Source organism: Spiroplasma endosymbiont of Panorpa germanica (assembly GCF_964019765.1).
GTDB lineage: Bacteria > Bacillota_I > Bacilli_A > Mycoplasmatales > Mycoplasmataceae > Spiroplasma_B.
Genome location: NZ_OZ026461.1, coordinates 508,616 through 525,372, shown reverse-complemented (window position 1 = coordinate 525,372; position 16,757 = coordinate 508,616). Strand labels below are relative to the sequence as shown.

18 protein-coding genes are annotated in these 16,757 nt (G+C 29.0%); 17 read left to right on the top strand and 1 reads right to left on the bottom strand.

What is annotated here, in order from left to right:
- Positions 1–6 precede the first annotated feature (6 nt).
- Positions 7–1,983 (top strand): transketolase, encoded by a 1,977-nt coding sequence (gene tkt, locus AACK87_RS02380; protein WP_338973114.1) that lies wholly within the window; start codon positions 7–9, stop codon positions 1,981–1,983.
- Positions 1,984–2,032: 49 nt separating this feature from the next.
- Positions 2,033–2,251 (top strand): YneF family protein, encoded by a 219-nt coding sequence (locus tag AACK87_RS02375; protein WP_338973113.1) that lies wholly within the window; start codon positions 2,033–2,035, stop codon positions 2,249–2,251.
- Between the two features lie 23 nt (positions 2,252–2,274).
- On the opposite strand, the gene plsY is transcribed toward AACK87_RS02375, so the two are convergent.
- Positions 2,275–3,141 (bottom strand): glycerol-3-phosphate 1-O-acyltransferase PlsY, encoded by an 867-nt coding sequence (gene plsY / locus AACK87_RS02370; protein ID WP_338973111.1) that lies wholly within the window; start codon positions 3,139–3,141, stop codon positions 2,275–2,277.
- 95 nt (positions 3,142–3,236) lie between these two features.
- Between plsY and AACK87_RS02365 the strand changes: the two genes are divergently transcribed.
- From AACK87_RS02365 to AACK87_RS02295, 15 genes are all read left to right on the top strand, one after another.
- On the top strand, positions 3,237–3,941 hold the full coding sequence (locus AACK87_RS02365) for a hypothetical protein (RefSeq protein ID WP_338973108.1): 705 nt from the start codon (positions 3,237–3,239) through the stop codon (positions 3,939–3,941).
- A complete protein-coding gene (locus AACK87_RS02360; protein ID WP_338973106.1) occupies positions 3,934–4,224 on the top strand; it encodes a hypothetical protein in 291 nt (96 codons plus the stop codon). Before AACK87_RS02365 ends, AACK87_RS02360 begins: the two co-directional genes overlap by 8 nt.
- Positions 4,217–4,954, top strand: coding sequence for an SDR family oxidoreductase (locus AACK87_RS02355; RefSeq protein ID WP_338973103.1), 738 nt, complete (start codon positions 4,217–4,219; stop codon positions 4,952–4,954). Before AACK87_RS02360 ends, AACK87_RS02355 begins: the two co-directional genes overlap by 8 nt.
- A gap of 12 nt (positions 4,955–4,966) precedes the next feature.
- Positions 4,967–5,209, top strand: a complete 243-nt coding sequence (locus AACK87_RS02350; protein WP_338973100.1) for a hypothetical protein — start codon at positions 4,967–4,969, stop codon at positions 5,207–5,209.
- A gap of 17 nt (positions 5,210–5,226) precedes the next feature.
- Positions 5,227–6,123: a riboflavin kinase gene (locus AACK87_RS02345; protein WP_338973098.1), complete on the top strand. Its 897-nt coding sequence runs from the start codon at positions 5,227–5,229 to the stop codon at positions 6,121–6,123.
- Between the two features lie 66 nt (positions 6,124–6,189).
- Entirely contained in the window at positions 6,190–7,068 is an 879-nt protein-coding gene (locus AACK87_RS02340) for a deoxyribonuclease IV (RefSeq protein WP_422397201.1), read from the top strand.
- 120 nt (positions 7,069–7,188) lie between these two features.
- Positions 7,189–8,112, top strand: coding sequence for a lipoprotein (locus tag AACK87_RS02335; protein WP_338973093.1), 924 nt, complete (start codon positions 7,189–7,191; stop codon positions 8,110–8,112).
- 20 nt (positions 8,113–8,132) lie between these two features.
- Positions 8,133–8,531 (top strand): transcription antitermination protein NusB, encoded by a 399-nt coding sequence (locus tag AACK87_RS02330; RefSeq protein ID WP_338973090.1) that lies wholly within the window; start codon positions 8,133–8,135, stop codon positions 8,529–8,531.
- An 11-nt stretch (positions 8,532–8,542) separates the two neighbouring features.
- Entirely contained in the window at positions 8,543–10,870 is a 2,328-nt protein-coding gene (locus tag AACK87_RS02325; RefSeq protein ID WP_338973087.1) for a hypothetical protein, read from the top strand.
- A complete protein-coding gene (gene xseA / locus AACK87_RS02320) occupies positions 10,871–12,142 on the top strand; it encodes an exodeoxyribonuclease VII large subunit (RefSeq protein WP_338973084.1) in 1,272 nt (423 codons plus the stop codon).
- A gap of 6 nt (positions 12,143–12,148) precedes the next feature.
- Complete coding sequence (gene xseB / locus AACK87_RS02315) at positions 12,149–12,367, top strand: exodeoxyribonuclease VII small subunit (protein WP_338973081.1); 219 nt, start codon at positions 12,149–12,151, stop codon at positions 12,365–12,367.
- Positions 12,368–12,385: 18 nt separating this feature from the next.
- Positions 12,386–14,023 (top strand): 1-deoxy-D-xylulose-5-phosphate synthase N-terminal domain-containing protein, encoded by a 1,638-nt coding sequence (locus AACK87_RS02310; RefSeq protein ID WP_338973078.1) that lies wholly within the window; start codon positions 12,386–12,388, stop codon positions 14,021–14,023.
- Positions 14,024–14,032: 9 nt separating this feature from the next.
- A complete protein-coding gene (locus AACK87_RS02305; RefSeq protein WP_338973075.1) occupies positions 14,033–14,626 on the top strand; it encodes a hypothetical protein in 594 nt (197 codons plus the stop codon).
- Between the two features lie 9 nt (positions 14,627–14,635).
- A complete protein-coding gene (locus AACK87_RS02300) occupies positions 14,636–15,466 on the top strand; it encodes a TlyA family RNA methyltransferase (RefSeq protein WP_338973073.1) in 831 nt (276 codons plus the stop codon).
- Positions 15,459–16,757, top strand: a complete 1,299-nt coding sequence (locus tag AACK87_RS02295) for a DNA polymerase IV (RefSeq protein WP_338973071.1) — start codon at positions 15,459–15,461, stop codon at positions 16,755–16,757. The genes AACK87_RS02300 and AACK87_RS02295 overlap by 8 nt, the downstream gene beginning before the upstream one ends.

Genomic DNA, 16,757 nt, shown 5'->3' with positions numbered 1-16,757 from the left:
TATTTAATGGTAAACAATAAGAGTAACAAATTTTTAAACAGTTTAAGAATTTTAGGAGTTGAGGCAGTTAACAAAGCTAATTCTGGACACCCTGGAATTATCCTTGGTTCAGCACCAATAGTATATGAATTGTATACAAGACATATTAACATAAACCCAAAAGATTCAAAATGATTTAATCGCGATCGTTTTGTTCTTTCAGCAGGTCACGGAAGTGGTTTGTTGTACTCGATACTACATTTAACAGGTCATAATCTTTCAATCGAAGATATGAAAAATTTTAGACAACTACACTCACTAACACCAGGTCACCCAGAATATGGAATGACTGATGGGGTTGAGGTTACAACAGGTCCTTTAGGTCAAGGTTTAGCTAGTGCTGTGGGAATGGCTATTAGTGAAAAACATTTAGCTGGAAAATTTAACAAACCTAAGTTTGACATTGTTGATCACTTTACATATGTACTAGTTGGAGATGGTGATTTACAAGAGGGTATTTCACAGGAAGCAATTTCTTTTGCTGGAAACTATGGTTTGAATAAGCTAATTGTCTTTCACGATTCAAATGATATTCAACTAGATGGTCCGGTTAACATTGCTCAATCTGAAAAAATGCAAGATCGTTTTAAAGCCGCAAACTGAGAAACAATTTTAGTAACAGATGGTGAAGACTTAGCTCAAATAAGTCAAGCAATCATAAAAGCTAAGAAATCAAATAAACCAACTTATATTGAAGTGAAAACTATTATTGGTCTGGGAGCTACCAAACAAGGGACTAGTGCAGTTCATGGTGAGCCCGTTAGAGATGACTTGGTTAATGTTAAAAAATACTATAACTGAGAAAATGATGCTTTTCACATTGACAAAGATATCTATGAACACTATAATGAGACAGTCGCTCTAAGAGGGGCTAAAACTCAAGAAAAATGAAATCAATTACTAAAAGATTATGAAAAATCTTTCCCAAATGAATTCAGGGAATTTAAAAACGCCTTAAGCAAAAATTATCAAGTTGGTGAAAAAGATTTTGTTGCAATGATTCCTACAAAACCACAAGCAACCAGAGTTTCTTCGGGTCAAATTTTAGACAAAATTTCACAATTAGTACCATCATTTATTGGTGGAAGTGCAGATTTAACCACATCAACAAAAGCAAAAGGATTAGATGGTAATTTTGAAAATAAAAATCTAACTGGAAGAAACATTATGTATGGGGTTAGAGAATTTGGAATGACAGCTTTTAACAACGGGATAGCTGCCCATGGTGGATTGTTGCCATTTGCAGGAGGATTCTTTGTCTTTTCTGACTATATGAAACCAGCAATTCGTCTTGCAGCTTTAATGAATTTACAAAGTTTTTATATTTTTACCCACGATTCAGTTGCCGTTGGAGAAGATGGTCCAACACACGAACCAGTAGAACAATTAGCAATGCTTCGTAGTATTCCAGGTCTTAATGTATTTAGACCAGCTGACTTTAAAGAAACTTACGCTTCGTATTTAACTGCCTTAGAGGATAAAAAACATCCAAGTGCATTTATTTTGACAAGACAAGATTTAGAAGAAATTGAAAATTCAAATGTTTTGGAAAATGTTAAAAAGGGCGCTTACCTAATCAGAGAATCAAAAGATCCTAAAATTACTTTGATCGCAACTGGTAGTGAAGTTAATTTAGCTATTAAAGTTAGAGAACAAATTGAAAAAACTCAAAAAATTGGGGTTAACGTTGTTTCAATGCCAAGTATGAATTTATTTGATAAACAACCCAATTCATATAAACAAAAAATAATTAATAAAAATACTCAAAGATTCTCAATTGAAATGGGTTCAACTTTTGGTTGAGGTAAATATTTAGGTGATAATGGTTATAGTTTTGGAATTGATGAATTTGGGCATTCAGCTCCTGGTGACTTAGTAATCAAGGAATTTGGATTTACTGTTGAAAATCTTTGCAAAGAAATAATTAAAAAAGTAAATAATTAAAAAATATGTTATTCTTATTAAAGAAAATTAATTTGAAAGGAGACTTGTAATGCTGGAGTGATATTGAGTATTAATTTTAATAATCTTAGCACTAGTAATTGGTGGTTTTATTGGTTTCTTAATTACAAAAAAAATTGTAAAAAAACAACTAAAGGAAAACCCGCCAATCAATGAAGCACAAATTCGTGCAATGTACATGAGTATGGGTAGAAAACCTAGTGAAAGTGACATAAAAAGAACAATGAACGCTGTTAAAAAAGGCGCGTAAAAATAAAATAAAAAGGTAATTCATTAGAATGGTGAATTACCTTTTTTGATTTGAACTTTTTTATTTTGTTTTAGATCGGCTTGATCTACTTTTGAATCTTGATTAGTATCTGCATTAACATTAATTCTTTTTGTTTTTTGACCATATTTAAAGTAATATGGTTCAGTACCTTTAAATAATCTTTGAATGTTTGAACGATGCTTAGTAATTAAAATAACTCCACCGATTGTAACTGTTATGTTAATCATTAATCAACTTTCAAAGAAAGGTTCTCCTTGTGAATTAACTAAATTGTGGAAGTAGTTCATTCAAGTTTGTCTGCTTACAAAATCATCTTGGAAATAAATTTTTATAAAATCATCCCCATTAATACTAAAATTTGATAAGCTCGAAATTTGAGGAACTCAAGCTAATATTAAAACCCCGATCGTTGCTGCTAATGATGAAATGCTAATTTTACGAAATACAAAAATTGTTGTTCATCAAATAATTGTGAATATTACTGCATAAAATCCATTGGCAACCAGAATTAATCCAATAAAACAACTAACAGCCTTACCACCCTTAAATTTATAGTAAATAGGGTAGCAATGTCCTATTAGTGCAAAAAGTGCTGGTATAAATAATGAAGTTTTTGAAAATAGCGGGTGAGGAATAGCGCTAATACCTAATGCAACAAAAGCTGCCACAACCACCTTAACTAAATCTAGGAAAACAATAAATAATCCTCATTTTTTCCCCAAGATTCTACTTGCGTTCGTTGCCCCCGCATTGTTGCTACCATGTCTTCTGACATCTCCACCAGTCTTAAATCTAACAAAAACAATAGAAAAACTAATGCTTCCAATAAGATAAGCTAGCAAACTTGCTAAAAACGTACCTAATATCATATTTTAACTCCTTCATATAAACATAATTTTACAATAAATTTCAAGATAATTGAATAAATGAGTTAAAATAATATATATTGAAAGCGAGATTTATCATGAGTCAAAAAATAAACGAAGTAATTAATTTCAAACCCATCATCAAGGAAATAATTTTAGATGATTTTAAGTCACTTAAAAATAATAAGAGCAACGATTTTTTAATTAATAAAAGTGTTGTTGAAGATTTCAAAAAGATTACCAGCAAAGAAGAACCAAAGGATTTTTTAACTGGACTTGAGAACTTATTTGAAAAATTAGCGAAACAGGAGAGTTTTAATGAAGCAATGGTGATTTCTCAATTTATTCAAAGATATCACTATTTTTATCAAACATATGTAAATTATAATAATTTTACAGATCCGATTTCAGCAGAAACAATCACAAATCCATCTGCAACTTTTGAGACAATTTATATGCCATTTTTTAGCAAGCAAATAGATTTTTATTTTGAGAATTTCTTAGAAATCATGAGAGATACTAAATTAAGTGTTTGAAATGAAGAATTCAATCAAAAGTTAAACGATAAAATATCAGTTGCACTAACAGAAAAAGATTTTATCGAAAAAATCGCCAGAGTTGAAGAATTTGTGTTATGATTACAATCAAATTCCTTTGTTGATTCAAAGTCACCAAACGTTAATCTTGATAGCGAACAACAGGTTTTTTTAACACAACTTAACGAATTAAAAATTGTTTTACAATCAGTTGATATATTGGTCGAAAGAGTTTTGAAGAAAGTGGTTGAAGTTGCAAATGATTAAAAAAGATTTATCAGCCAAGGAACTAAAAGAAATTCAGGATAGATTAAATGAATTATATAAAAATGAGAAGCAATTAGAGAAAATTAAGCGTGGTAAATTATGACTTTGATTCATGATTCCTATAATTGGACTATTAATTTATTATTTTGCGATTCAAAGAAGAAATGAAAATCCAGAATTTTCAGTTCCTATAAGAAAAATCAAAGAAGAAATTGCACTTTTAGAGTTACAAATGCTTTTTTACAAAAAACATCAAAATGAAGGAGTTGCTTCAAGTGAGTAAAGAAAAAAATAACAAACCTTTAATTGCAATAACTGGTGCCAGCAGCGGTATTGGTTTAGCTTGTGCAAAAATTTTTGAAAGTCAAGGTTACCCCTTACTTTTAATGGCTCGTAGAGTGGAATTAATCGAAGAATTGGATCTAAAAAACTCAATTGCTGTTAAATTAGATGTCAGAGACTTTGGAGAATTCAAAAAAGCAATTCAAATCGGAGAAAAAACATACGGTCCAGTTGATTTGCTAATAAATAATGCGGGAGTTATGCCTGTTGATTGATTTATAAGTCAAGATCATAGCGAGAAAATGGATATGATAGACATTAATTTAAAAGGTGTAATCAATGGAATGGACTGTGTTCTTGAAAATATGACTAAACGCAAACACGGAACAATAATAAATGTTGGATCGGTTGCAGGTAGATGAACTAGCGATTGAAGAGCTGTTTATAACGCTTCAAAATTTGGAGTTCACGCTCTAACAGAGGCCGTAAGAAGAGAAGTTAGTGATTCAGGAGTTAGAATTAGTCTAATTGCACCAGCGATAGTTGATACAAACCTTTTAAATACAAGCACCAATTTAGAAATTGTTGAAAAATACAAAACAATGAAGAAAAAAATTAATAACGGTTTGTCAAGCGAAGAAATTGCTCAACAAATTAATTATATCTATAGTCTGCCTCAGCACATAGCAATAAAAGAATTAGTTATATCTCATGTAAATCAAAAAATATAATCGGAGGTATAAATGAAAAAAACATCAAAAGATTATCGTCAACCAACAAATAAAAGCTTATCTGAAATTAGTTCAAGTTCCATTAGTAAATATAGCGTTGGAGCAGGTATGCCAAAATGTGCTCATGAAAATATTAGATTGGTGGGACCACCGGCAATTTATGGTTGCTTAAAATGTGATGTCAAATTCGATTTGAACGGAAGAATTAGGTTCAATAAATTTAGACACCGAATAGTTGTTAAAAATATTAAATAATTTTTAAGGAGAAATTTATGAGTAGAGTAACGTATTTTAATCCATATAACAGAATGTTGCACCATCTTGACCCCAATGTTACTTTGGTGGCAGATTTTGCAAACTGGACAAATTATCACGATGAAAAAATTAAGGAATTAGTTGATTATGGTAAGGAAAAAAAGCTAAAAACTTCTATAACAGTTTTTTTGACTCAAACTTTGGAACACAATAGAATTTGAGCAGAACACAATATTATTAAAAAATTTTCAGACTATGATGTTGATCACCTAATTTTTTATTGCTATTATCCAACAGAATTGTTTAATAGCGACCCTGTTAAAAGTATTTTTTATGCAATGAAGTTAAATTTAAATACACAAGCTGTTTTGTACGATGATAGTTTCAAATTTTATAATCATGGGGTTTTAGATGAATCTAAATTTGATTGTTTGGAAGGAAATTTTAAATATTTAAAGGGTCGAGAAAATCCCGATATCCTAAGATTAAATAATTTATTAAAATCTGGTAAATTCAAAGAGTTTGAAGATGAAACTGGAATGCAATATGAATTTAGTGAATTCATTAAAAAAGGTAAGCAAGTTGGTCGAAAAATTGGATTTCCAACAATCAATCAAGAAGTTGATGATAAATTACCACTAGAAAAAGGAGTATTTTTATCAAAGGTTTTTGTAAGAGGAATTGAAGATAAAAGTTTCTACGGAATTAGCGATCACTGAGATAATAGTGATGGTAAGACAATGTTTGAAACCTTTATTCTTGACTTTGATCAAGATATCTATGGTTGACAGGTAAGAATCGTTCCACTAGCTTATATTAGACCAAACCAGAAAGTTGATAATTTAGATCAATTGAAGGAATTAATCGGCGAGGACTTAAAAACCGCTAAAGAGTTAATCAAAAAAATAAACTAATCTTATTAGTTAATAAAATTTTTACAAAAAGGAGTTAGAAATTAAATGTCTATAGAAAATAAAAATTTGTTATTGGGCTGTCATGTTAGTATGAACAAACCAGGGAAATATCTGTTAGGTTCTTTGCAAGAAGCAATTGATGCTAATGCCAACACTTTTATGATATTCACAGGAGCTCCCCAAAACACAAGAAGAACTCCGGTTGAGGAATTGAATATCCCAGAATTTCAAGAATCTCTGAAAAAAAACGATATCGACATCAATAATTTAATTGTTCACGGACCGTATACAATTAATTTAGCTAATTCCTTAAAGGAAGAGACCTATAATTTTGGGGTTAAATCATTAAAAGAAGAAATTAAAAGGGTATCTGCAATTGGAATTAAAACTCTGGTTCTTCATCCCGGAAGTTCGTTAGGAGCTCCATTAAATCAGGCGTTAGATCAGTTAATTAAAGGTCTCAATGAGGTTATAACTCCCGATCAAGGAGTAAGAATAGCTCTTGAAACAATGGCTGGTAAAGGAAATGAAGTTTGCACTAAATTTGAAGATTTTAAGTATGTCATTGATAGAGTAAACAATCCTGAATTGGTGGGAGTTTGTTTTGATACTTGCCATTTACATGATGCAGGATACAAGGTTAGAGATAACTTTAATCAAGTCGTGGATGAATTTGATAAAATTGTTGGAATGAATAAACTTTTTGCTGTACACTTAAATGATTCTTTAAATGATATAGAAAGTCACAAAGATCGTCATGCCAATATTGGTTATGGTAAAATCGGCTTTGATTCCTTGTTGAAAGTAATTGAACACCCGAAATTAAGCGCGATTCCAATTGTTCTTGAAACTCCATGAGTTGGAAATAAAAACCCATATAATTTGGAGATAAAAATGTTGAGAAATAGGAAATTTGAAGATAATTTCCCAGAATTATTAGTCTAAAATAGTCTTAAATTGACTATTTTTTGTTTTAAAATTATCTATTGCAACTACAAAAAAAGAGCGAAATAGTGTATATTTAAATAGAGAGTAAATATTTATATATATTTATTAGGAGGAAAAATGAAAAAATTATTAAGTATTTTATCAGTTTTTAGTTTAACAGCAGCTGGAGGAATGAGTGTAATAGCTTGTGCAGAACATCTTACATTTGTTGAATATGAAAATGCTAGATCAATAGATAAAGCTTGAAATATTAGTCGAAATGTTATTGTAGGTAACGTAAGCATCGAGGCCAATGATGAAAAAAAAGCTTTAGAAGAGATTGAAGAAGAGATTTTTAACCAAACTGCAATTAAATTTTCTAATAATAACTCATCAAGTAAAATTGTTGAAATAATTTCTAAATATAAAATAGTTTTTTATAGAACCAACAGGGAACAGTCAAAAATTCTAGATGGCCATTTTATTGGTCCAATGGGATTATTTGATCAAAACGTAAAAGATGGCCCTCTAGTTAACAAAGAAAGCAATTTCTTTGTAAAATTTGTAGGAGCCACTGATGAAGATACAACAGGTTTTTTACAAATATTTTTAGTTAATAGAGATAAGATTTCAGTTAGCGATAACCAAGATAGTTTAAGTTTTCCAATGGGTACATTTACTGAAGAAAACCCATATCCAGTTGGTTTTACTTCAAATTTTTTCAATTCATTTAATTCTTCAAAACCTTCTGATTGAAACACTTCAGCTGATAATGAAAGTCTACAACTTAAACGCTTTAAAAATGGAGTTACCTCAGAAATAAGCAATAATCTTCAAAAACAATATCTTATCGAAAGCTTTAGCAAAAATGGAGAAGCATTTAACAAAAATTTTGATGAGTTTGTTAGTTTTCTGTATACAAAAGAAAATAAAGAAGCAACTGAAAAATTAAATATAGAAATGCAAACATTGCTTTCAAATTTCCAAAGTAAAAATGTTGAGGAAATCTCAAAACCAATTCAAATAGCTGGTTTGTGATTCTCTATTTTCTTAGATAAATAATAGAACAGAGGGAACAAACTATGGAGATTCAAAATACCAGTTTGACAGCAAGACGAAAAGGGTTAGTTCAAATAATTTATCGATATTACATTTTAAACTGTGACAAACAAAAAATATTGCAAGAAATTTTAGATAACTTTCAGCTTGAATTTGATGATAACGCAATTCAAGTAGCTCTTGATTTGGTTAAAGAAATTGAAGCGATTGAAGAGGTAGCTAGTTTGCATCTTTCAAAAGAATGGTCATGAAATAGAATTCCAAATATTTTCAAGGCAATTATAGTTGTCGGTATTTATGAAATAAAATTTTTAAAAGTTGCTAAGGCAATAATTATTAATGAAATGGTGGAACTGGCAAGAACTTATCAACCAGATCTTGACTCAAAATTTATTAATGCTATTTTAGATAAGGTAGCATAGAAGAGGTAGTAATGAATAAAGTTAAATTCTTTGATCAATTTCATAACTTAAAAGTAATTAAAAACAATATTGACAAAAATATTTTGTTAAGAATTTTTATTAATGCTATTTTTAACTATGAAAAGAAACTAGAAAATAACGAATCAAAAACCTCTAAAAAGGAAATGCTAAATGAGGTTTTTAAAAATAAATTCATCCTACATAATTTGGAGAAGGACTTTGAAAAATTAATATATCAAGAAGATGATTTTTTAGAAAATTATTTGAATGAGGCAAAAAAGGTATTTGAAAATAAGCAATTTAAAGATGTCTGCATTATTGAGAATAACGGTGAATTGACTGAAGTTGAAAAAAGAGAAATTCAAAACTTAATAAAAAAAGAATGAAATCGTAAGACCAAATTTAAAAAAGCTGAAATTAAAAATTTGGCGTATAAGAGCAAGAAAATAGATATTGAAAGTGAAGTTAACCTACAATTGGCTGATTTTATAATTTTTGATTTTAATCAGTTTAAAATCATAAATGAGAACTTAATTAATATTAAAGAAAATTATGATTATTCAAAATTATATTCACAATTTATTAAAGAGGCTGTTAAGCCAATGCTAAATAACTTTTTTTCAAACCAAAGCAAATCATTTTTATCAATTAATAATCTAAAAGAACTGCTGTTCAAAAACTCTTTAATAGTAATTTACAATACAAACTCAACAAATTTAGAAATAAAGGATGACCTACTAGAAAATAACTTTGAATTTATTAACACAAATCTTCTAGAAAATAATCTCCCAATTGTTGAGTTTAATCCTAAAAATAATTTTTTTCACTCGCTGACAAGTTGTTTTTATTACAAAAAAATTAGCAAGATTGACGATTTATTTTTTAAAGATAAAGTTCATTCAAAAAATAAAGATGATAAAGAAAATGTTGAGGACATCACTTTTCCTGAATTTGAGGAAAAAGTCACATTTGATAATACTTCCATTTTAGATTCAAGCATCCCCTTGGGTAACTTAAAATTGGATGAAGAAATAGCATTTCCTGAAATCGTAGTTGAAGAGCCAGTTGTGGAAGAACCAGTTGTGGAAGCACCAGATATGGAAGAACCAGTTGTGGAAGAACCAGTTATGGAAGCACCAGTTGTGGAAGAACCAGTTATGGAAGAACCAGTTGTGGAAGAACCAGTTGTGGAAGAGCCAGTTGTGGAAGAGACTATAATTTTAGAGGAGTTCATTGCATTTGATCCAACAATTGAGTTTGTTGATGAGAATAATGAAATTAAAACAATTGAGTTCAAGGAAAAGGAAGAAATTTTTGGGCTAAGTGGTGATTATCTACTTGATATTTGAAAAGAAGTAATACCTATTGAAAAAGTTAAAGAGGTTCAAGAGGGCGAGTATTTCGAAGTAAATGATAATAGCGAATCGAATGAAATTGATAATGATGAAACATCAATTGAGGAAATGACAATTGAATTAGAAGAAGATTTAATTTTAAAGAATATTTTAGAAGAAGATTTAAAAGAACCAGTTGTGGAAGAACCAGTTGAAGAAGCACCAGTTGTGGAAGAATCAGTTGAAGAAGCACCAGTTATGGAAGAACCAGTTGTGGAAGCACCAGTTATGGAAGAACCAGTTGTGGAAGAACCAGTTGTGGAAGAACCAGTTGTGGAAGCACCAGTTGTTGAAGCACCAGTTGTTGAAGCACCAGTTGTTGAAGCACCAGTTGTGGAAGAATCAGTTGTGGAAGAATCAGTTGTTGAAGAATCAGTTGTGGAAGAATCAGTTGTTGAAGAATCAGTTGTTGTAAAGAAAAATACCAAGAAAAAACGAGCTAAAAAAGAATCAATAAAAGAGGATATTAGCAAAGAATTCTACGATAAAGTTTTGGATAATCATGATAAAAACGTTGAAGAAATTAATGATGATTTTATAAACAATACTTTTGAAATGGTGTTTGAAAATACCTTAACAACTGAGGTTACAGAGGATTTTGTTTACTTGAAAAATAACAAATCTCTTCCTGAAGTAATGCGTTGAGCGGTTTATTTTGAGTATTTTATGGATCAATTTCAAATTCAAAAAGATAATCTAATAGTTAACTCAAAAAAATACGATAAAAATAAATTCAAGAAATTCGAAGAAAACCTTAGATATATGAATATCGAAGAAACTTATGAATTTTTAAAAGAGAATAGTTCAATGATATTTAACAAAATTTACAACCGTGAAGTGGACAGTCTTTTTGCACTAAGGGTGTATACTCTTTTCCTACACGTTCAAAGTAAGTTTGAGGAATCACAAACTTTAATAACAAATTGAAAAAGAGGTCAAAAGTAAATGGAAGAGAAAACTTTTTCAGTAACTCAATTGAATAGTTTTATTAAAAAAAATCTAGAATCAAACGAATACCTGAAAAATATTAATGTAACAGGTGAACTTAGCAATTTAACTTTCAATAAATCTGGGCATATTTATTTTTCAATTAAAGACGAAGGCGCCGCAATTTCTTGCATGATTTGAAAAGATAAATCAAATATTTTTAAATCTCTTGATCCGAAGGATGGGATGAAATTAACCGTTACAGGAAGAGTTACTTACTATGTTCCTGGAGGGAAAACGAATTTTGAAGTAGTTGATGTTAAACTTGATGGTTTGGGAAAATTGCACCTAATTTTCAATGAGAGAAAAAATCAGTTAGAAAATCTTGGTTGGTTTGACAAATCAATAAAAAAACAAATTCCCAGATTTCCAAAAAACTTAGGAATTATAACAGCAAGCACAGGGGCAGCGGTCCAAGATCTTATTAGAGCTGTTTCTAGAAGATTTCCTCAGGTAAATATTTTTGTATTTCCTGCACTAGTACAAGGTGAGCAAGCTCAATTTGATATTGCTCAAAAAATAAAACAAGCTAATTCATTTTCAACCAAACTTGACACATTAATAATTGGTAGAGGTGGAGGTAGTTATGAGGACTTATGGACTTTTAATGAAATGCCAGTCCTTGAAGCAATTAGAGAATCTAAAATACCAACAATTTCAGCGGTAGGTCATGAACCAGATTTTACTCTATCAGATTATGTGGCTGATATGCGAGCTGCAACACCAACAGCTGCTGGTGAAGTCGCAACACCAAGCATTGATGAATTAAGAAGGGCTTTTATTAGCTTTGAATCTCAAATTACTAAAAGCATAATTAAGAAGCACAATGATTTTAAAAGAGAACTTCAGATGTATTATAATTTGATCAAGAAAACTTTTAAAAATAAAGTTATTAATTCAGAAAATAATTTTAATTTGATTTCAAACAATCTTATTCAAGTGGTTAATTCAAAAATTAAAAATATCGATGATTTTTTAAATAACGCTTTAACTAAGCAGAAGTCAATGATATTAAAAAAAATCGAGATTAGCGAAATTAATTTAAGTCATTTTAATGAGAAGATATTATTGTTAAATCCACTAAAACCTTTAGACAATGGTTTTGCCATAATAAGAGACTTTAATAATAATTTAATCAAGAATACTACTTCTTTAAAAAATAACAAAAGCATATCAATAGAAATGAAAGACGGAATTTTTAAAACAAAAATAGACGAAATGGAGAAATAAATATAGATGAGCAATTATAAAGATAAGGGTTTTGATGAATTACTAACAGAAATTAAAGATAAAATAGAGAAGTTAGATTCTTCACAAATAAATATGGAAGACTCAATTAAAATTTTTAAGGAGAGCTTAGAAATAATAAAAGAAGCAAAAGATAAATTGGAAAATATTAAGGGAGAAGTTAAGAAGGTTATGGCTGATAATAAAGTTGTAGATTTTGAAAATTAAAGGGGTGAATCTTAATTCATGAAATTAAAAGATTATAGAGATTGAAAAGATATTTATAATAAAGAGGTTAAAGAACTTGAAGATTTAATTAATGATTTGAGATTTTTTTTAATAAGTCATAATAATAAATTTGGAGGACACCTAGGTAGTAATTTGGGTGTTCTAGAAATAACAGTAGCAATTTTAAATAAGTTCAGTTTACAGGACAGTAAAATTATTTTCGACACTGGGCATCAATCGCATTTTTATAAATTATTAACAAATAGAATAAGCAATTTTGATTCAATCAGAAAATATCAAGGAATTAGTGCTTTTCAAGAAATAGCAGAAAATAATTTAGATCATATTTCAAATGGTCATTCCTCAACAGGTTTATCAATTGGTCTAGCTCACAAAATTTCTAATCCTGAAGATGAGATTATTGTTGTAGTTGGTGATGCTGCATTTTTAAATGGAGTTTCTCTTGAGGGAATTACTAATATTGCAAATCAAAATGAAAAAATAATAATTATTTATAACGATAATGAACATGGGATTGGAGATAATAATTTAAAAATTAAAAATCCCAAAAGTTTTTTTATGAGCATGGGGCTCGATTATGTTTTATGCAATGAAGGTAATAACCTTGAAAGCGTAATAGCTTCTTTAGAGTTTGCTCAAAAAACTAAAAACAGCACCGTTATTCATTTTAAAACCAAAAAAAGTAATGGGTATCTAATTTCAAATTCAAGAACTTTGAATCACAATATTAGTTTAAATAAAAGTAACCGCTTAATAGTTTCAGATAAAATTATTGCTAAATTTTATCATGACAAAATTTCAATAGACAAAGATATCAAGTTAATTTCTCCGGGAATGATTGAGTCAAATTTACTTTTTGATTTAAAAGCAACATTCCCTAATAATGTAATTGATGTAGGAATTAACGAAGAGCACGCAGTACTGTTAGCAACTGGCTTTGCCATTAACAAACTAAAAGCAGTTGTATCAATTTATTCAACATTTTTTCAAAGAACTTTTGATCAGATAATTCATGATGTTGCGAGAAATGATTTACCCGTGACTTTTATTATTGAAAAAGTTGGTTTAAGCTGTGACAACGGAGTTTCACATCACGGTATTTATGACTTATCAATGTGTAACAATATTAATAACAAAAAAATAGCTCATCCAAGAAATTCCTTTGAATTAGAAAAAATGTTAGAGTTAAGTTATGATAACAAAAATGAACCATTTTTCATTAGAGTGGAAAATAAAACTAACCCTCATAATTTTGAGAATAAAAGTTTTAAAATAGGAGAGTATGAAGTGGTCAATTTTGATTCTAAGAATCTAAACACTTTAATATCTTATGGTCAGAATTGCAATATTTTTGAAAAAATTATCGAGGAAAATAATTTACCAATAAATTTAATTAATGCTAGATGATTACACTGCATAGATTTTAATATAGTTGATAAAATTAAAAATACAAAAATCTTTATATATGAACACGTTATTAATAATGGTAGCCTGTCAAGCTTATTTAGAGAAAATAACATCGAGATCAAATCTTTTAATTTGAAAAGTAATCACATAGGCCACGGCAAATTAGAAAGTCTGCTCAAAGAAAACAATATTTGATATAATGATATTATAGATAAGATATTAAATTAAGAGGTTGCTATGAATAACGATGATTTTTTAAAAAATAAAATTAAAAATTTTGAAGACTTTTCAAATATTAATAGCGAAGAAATTTTTCAAAAAATTTATGAAGATGTCAATGAATTAAAAAAGATGTTGCATATGAAAGAAGAATTTAATAAAAATTTCAAAAATGAAAAGATAAAGAAGAAGAACATAGTTGAAGATAGTGAAGATAATTTGATTCAAGAATTGGAAGATTTTAATCTTAAAAATTATGGCTATAAATATAAAGAACCTGAATTAGTTAAGAAATGAAAAGATGATTTTATTGAAAGTTTTCCAATTAAAACTGAAGAGTCATTGGCAAAAGATGAATTAAATTTTAAAGAAGAAGAGAGAAAAAATAACATCAAACTAGTAGACAAAAAAGAGGATTCAGAAAGTGAAACTTTTTTAGATATGGGTCTTGAAACCTTAAATTTAACTAGAAAGTTAAATGATAAAGAAAGAATTTTTTTTAAAAAAATTGAAGCTTTCACTAAGGGATTAGAAAATAGTTATGGAGTTAATTTTTTGGCAAAAGTAGCCGAGTGAATAAAACAAGAAGAAGAATTATATTCTAATAAATAGGAGTGCGTAGTGAAAAAACGATTAGATCAGATACTATTGGATAATTCTTTAGTAGAAAACAGAAGCAAGGCTAGAGGACTGATTGTTGATGGTAAAGTTCTAGTAAACAACATTAAGGAAACTAAGCCTGGAACTTTATTTGACGAAAACATCAACAATATTACAATAATAAACAATGATAAAAATTTCGTTTCAAGAGCAGGGGAGAAATTACAAAAAGCTGTGGAAAATTGAAAGTTGGATTTGAACGATTTAATTTGTCTTGATATCGGATCTTCAACAGGAGGATTTACAGATTGCTGCTTAAGAAATAATGCAAAATTGGTATATGCTGTTGATGTTGGCACAAATCAATTAGACTGAAAAATTAGAAGCAACCCAAAAGTCATCTCAATGGAAAAAACTAATTTTAGGTATGTTACCAAAGACAATTTCAATCATGGCGATATTGATTTTTTTTGCTGTGATGTTAGTTTTATTTCGGTTGAAAAAATATTACCAGCACTTTCAAAAATATTACAAATTAATGTAAAAGGAGTTATTCTGATAAAGCCTCAATTTGAATCAGAAAGAGATATTGTGAAAAATGGTCGAGTTAATGGTGTTGAAAATCATATTACAGCAATTAAAAATGTTTTTAAATATGCTTTGGAGAATAACTTTTCTGTTGATAAATTAGACTATTCTCCTATACTGGGAAATAAAAAAAGTAACATTGAGTATATATGTCTTTTAAGCTATAATAATGATCCCAAAATTAAAGTTTCAGATCAGGAAGTATTAGATGTTGTCAATTTAGCGGATAAAAATTTGTTAAAGAAAGAAGCAAATAATGAGTAATGAAAAGATTATTTTCTTAATTGACCTGGATGCTTTTTTTGCTTCTTGCTCAATGGCTAAACATAATTTACCAAAAGATTCTATTGTTGTAGTTGCTTCACCAAATAGTCGTGCCATTGTTACTGCAGCTTCTTATGCTGCAAGAGGTTTAGGGATTAAAGCTGGGATTCCAGTTTTTAAAGCGAAGGAAATATGTAAAGAGTTGATTGTTTTACCTTCTGACTTTAAAACATATATTGAATTCTCAAGCAAAATTTTTGATATCATATATAATAATTTCTCAAAAAAAATGGAAGTAGCTTCTATCGATGAATGTTATATTGATGTCACGAATGAATATAAAAAATTTAAAACCGTAACAAACATGGCTGAGTCTATTAAGAAAAAAATAATGGCCGATTTAAACGTTAGTTGTTCAATCGGTATTAGTACTAATAAATTTTTAGCAAAAACAGCGGTTGATTTTAAAAAACCTTATGGTACTATGATAATACTCCCAAAAAATGTTCCCAATTTAATATGACCTCTAAAAATAGAGACTATGTTTGGAGTGGGAATTTCAACAGCGGAGTTATTAAAAAATAATCAGATATTTACAATTGGTGATTTAGCTAACACAAATATCGAATTTTTAGAAACTTTGCTTGGTAAAAACGGAAGAAAATTGAAATTAAACGCAATGGGCATCGGAGATGATGATGTCATATCAAAAAGCAACGAGATGAAAAGCATCGGAAATGAAATGACCTTAGAATTTTCAACTTCAAACGAAGAAGAAATAAGAACTATAATTTATTGAATTTGCAAAAACATCAGTGAAAGACTTAAGAAAAGATCACTAGAAGCCAATTGTGTTTCAATAGTTTTGAGATATGAAAGATCAAGTGAAGAAAAATATAATAAAAGAATTCACAAAAAAACTATCAGAAGACAAGAGACGCTATCTAAAACTAGTAATAACTTTGAAGATATTTTAGTTGTGGCGCAAAGCTGTTTTGATTACTTATGAAAGGGTGAAGCAATCTCCTTAATTGGAGTTCGCTCTTCAAACTTGATTTCTAATATTGATGGATTCAAACAAATTTCATTTGAAATTTTAGAAGAAAGAAACAATAAAAATGAATTAGATCAAGTTACCTTTGACATAAATTTTTCAATGAACTCAGAGGTTATTTTTACCGCAGAAAAGCTCAATAAAAAAATTGATAAAAATATTTCGCAATCAAAATTTATTAAAAATGATGATGTTCACATTTCAAATGAACAAGTAAAACAAAAATGAAAGAAGTAG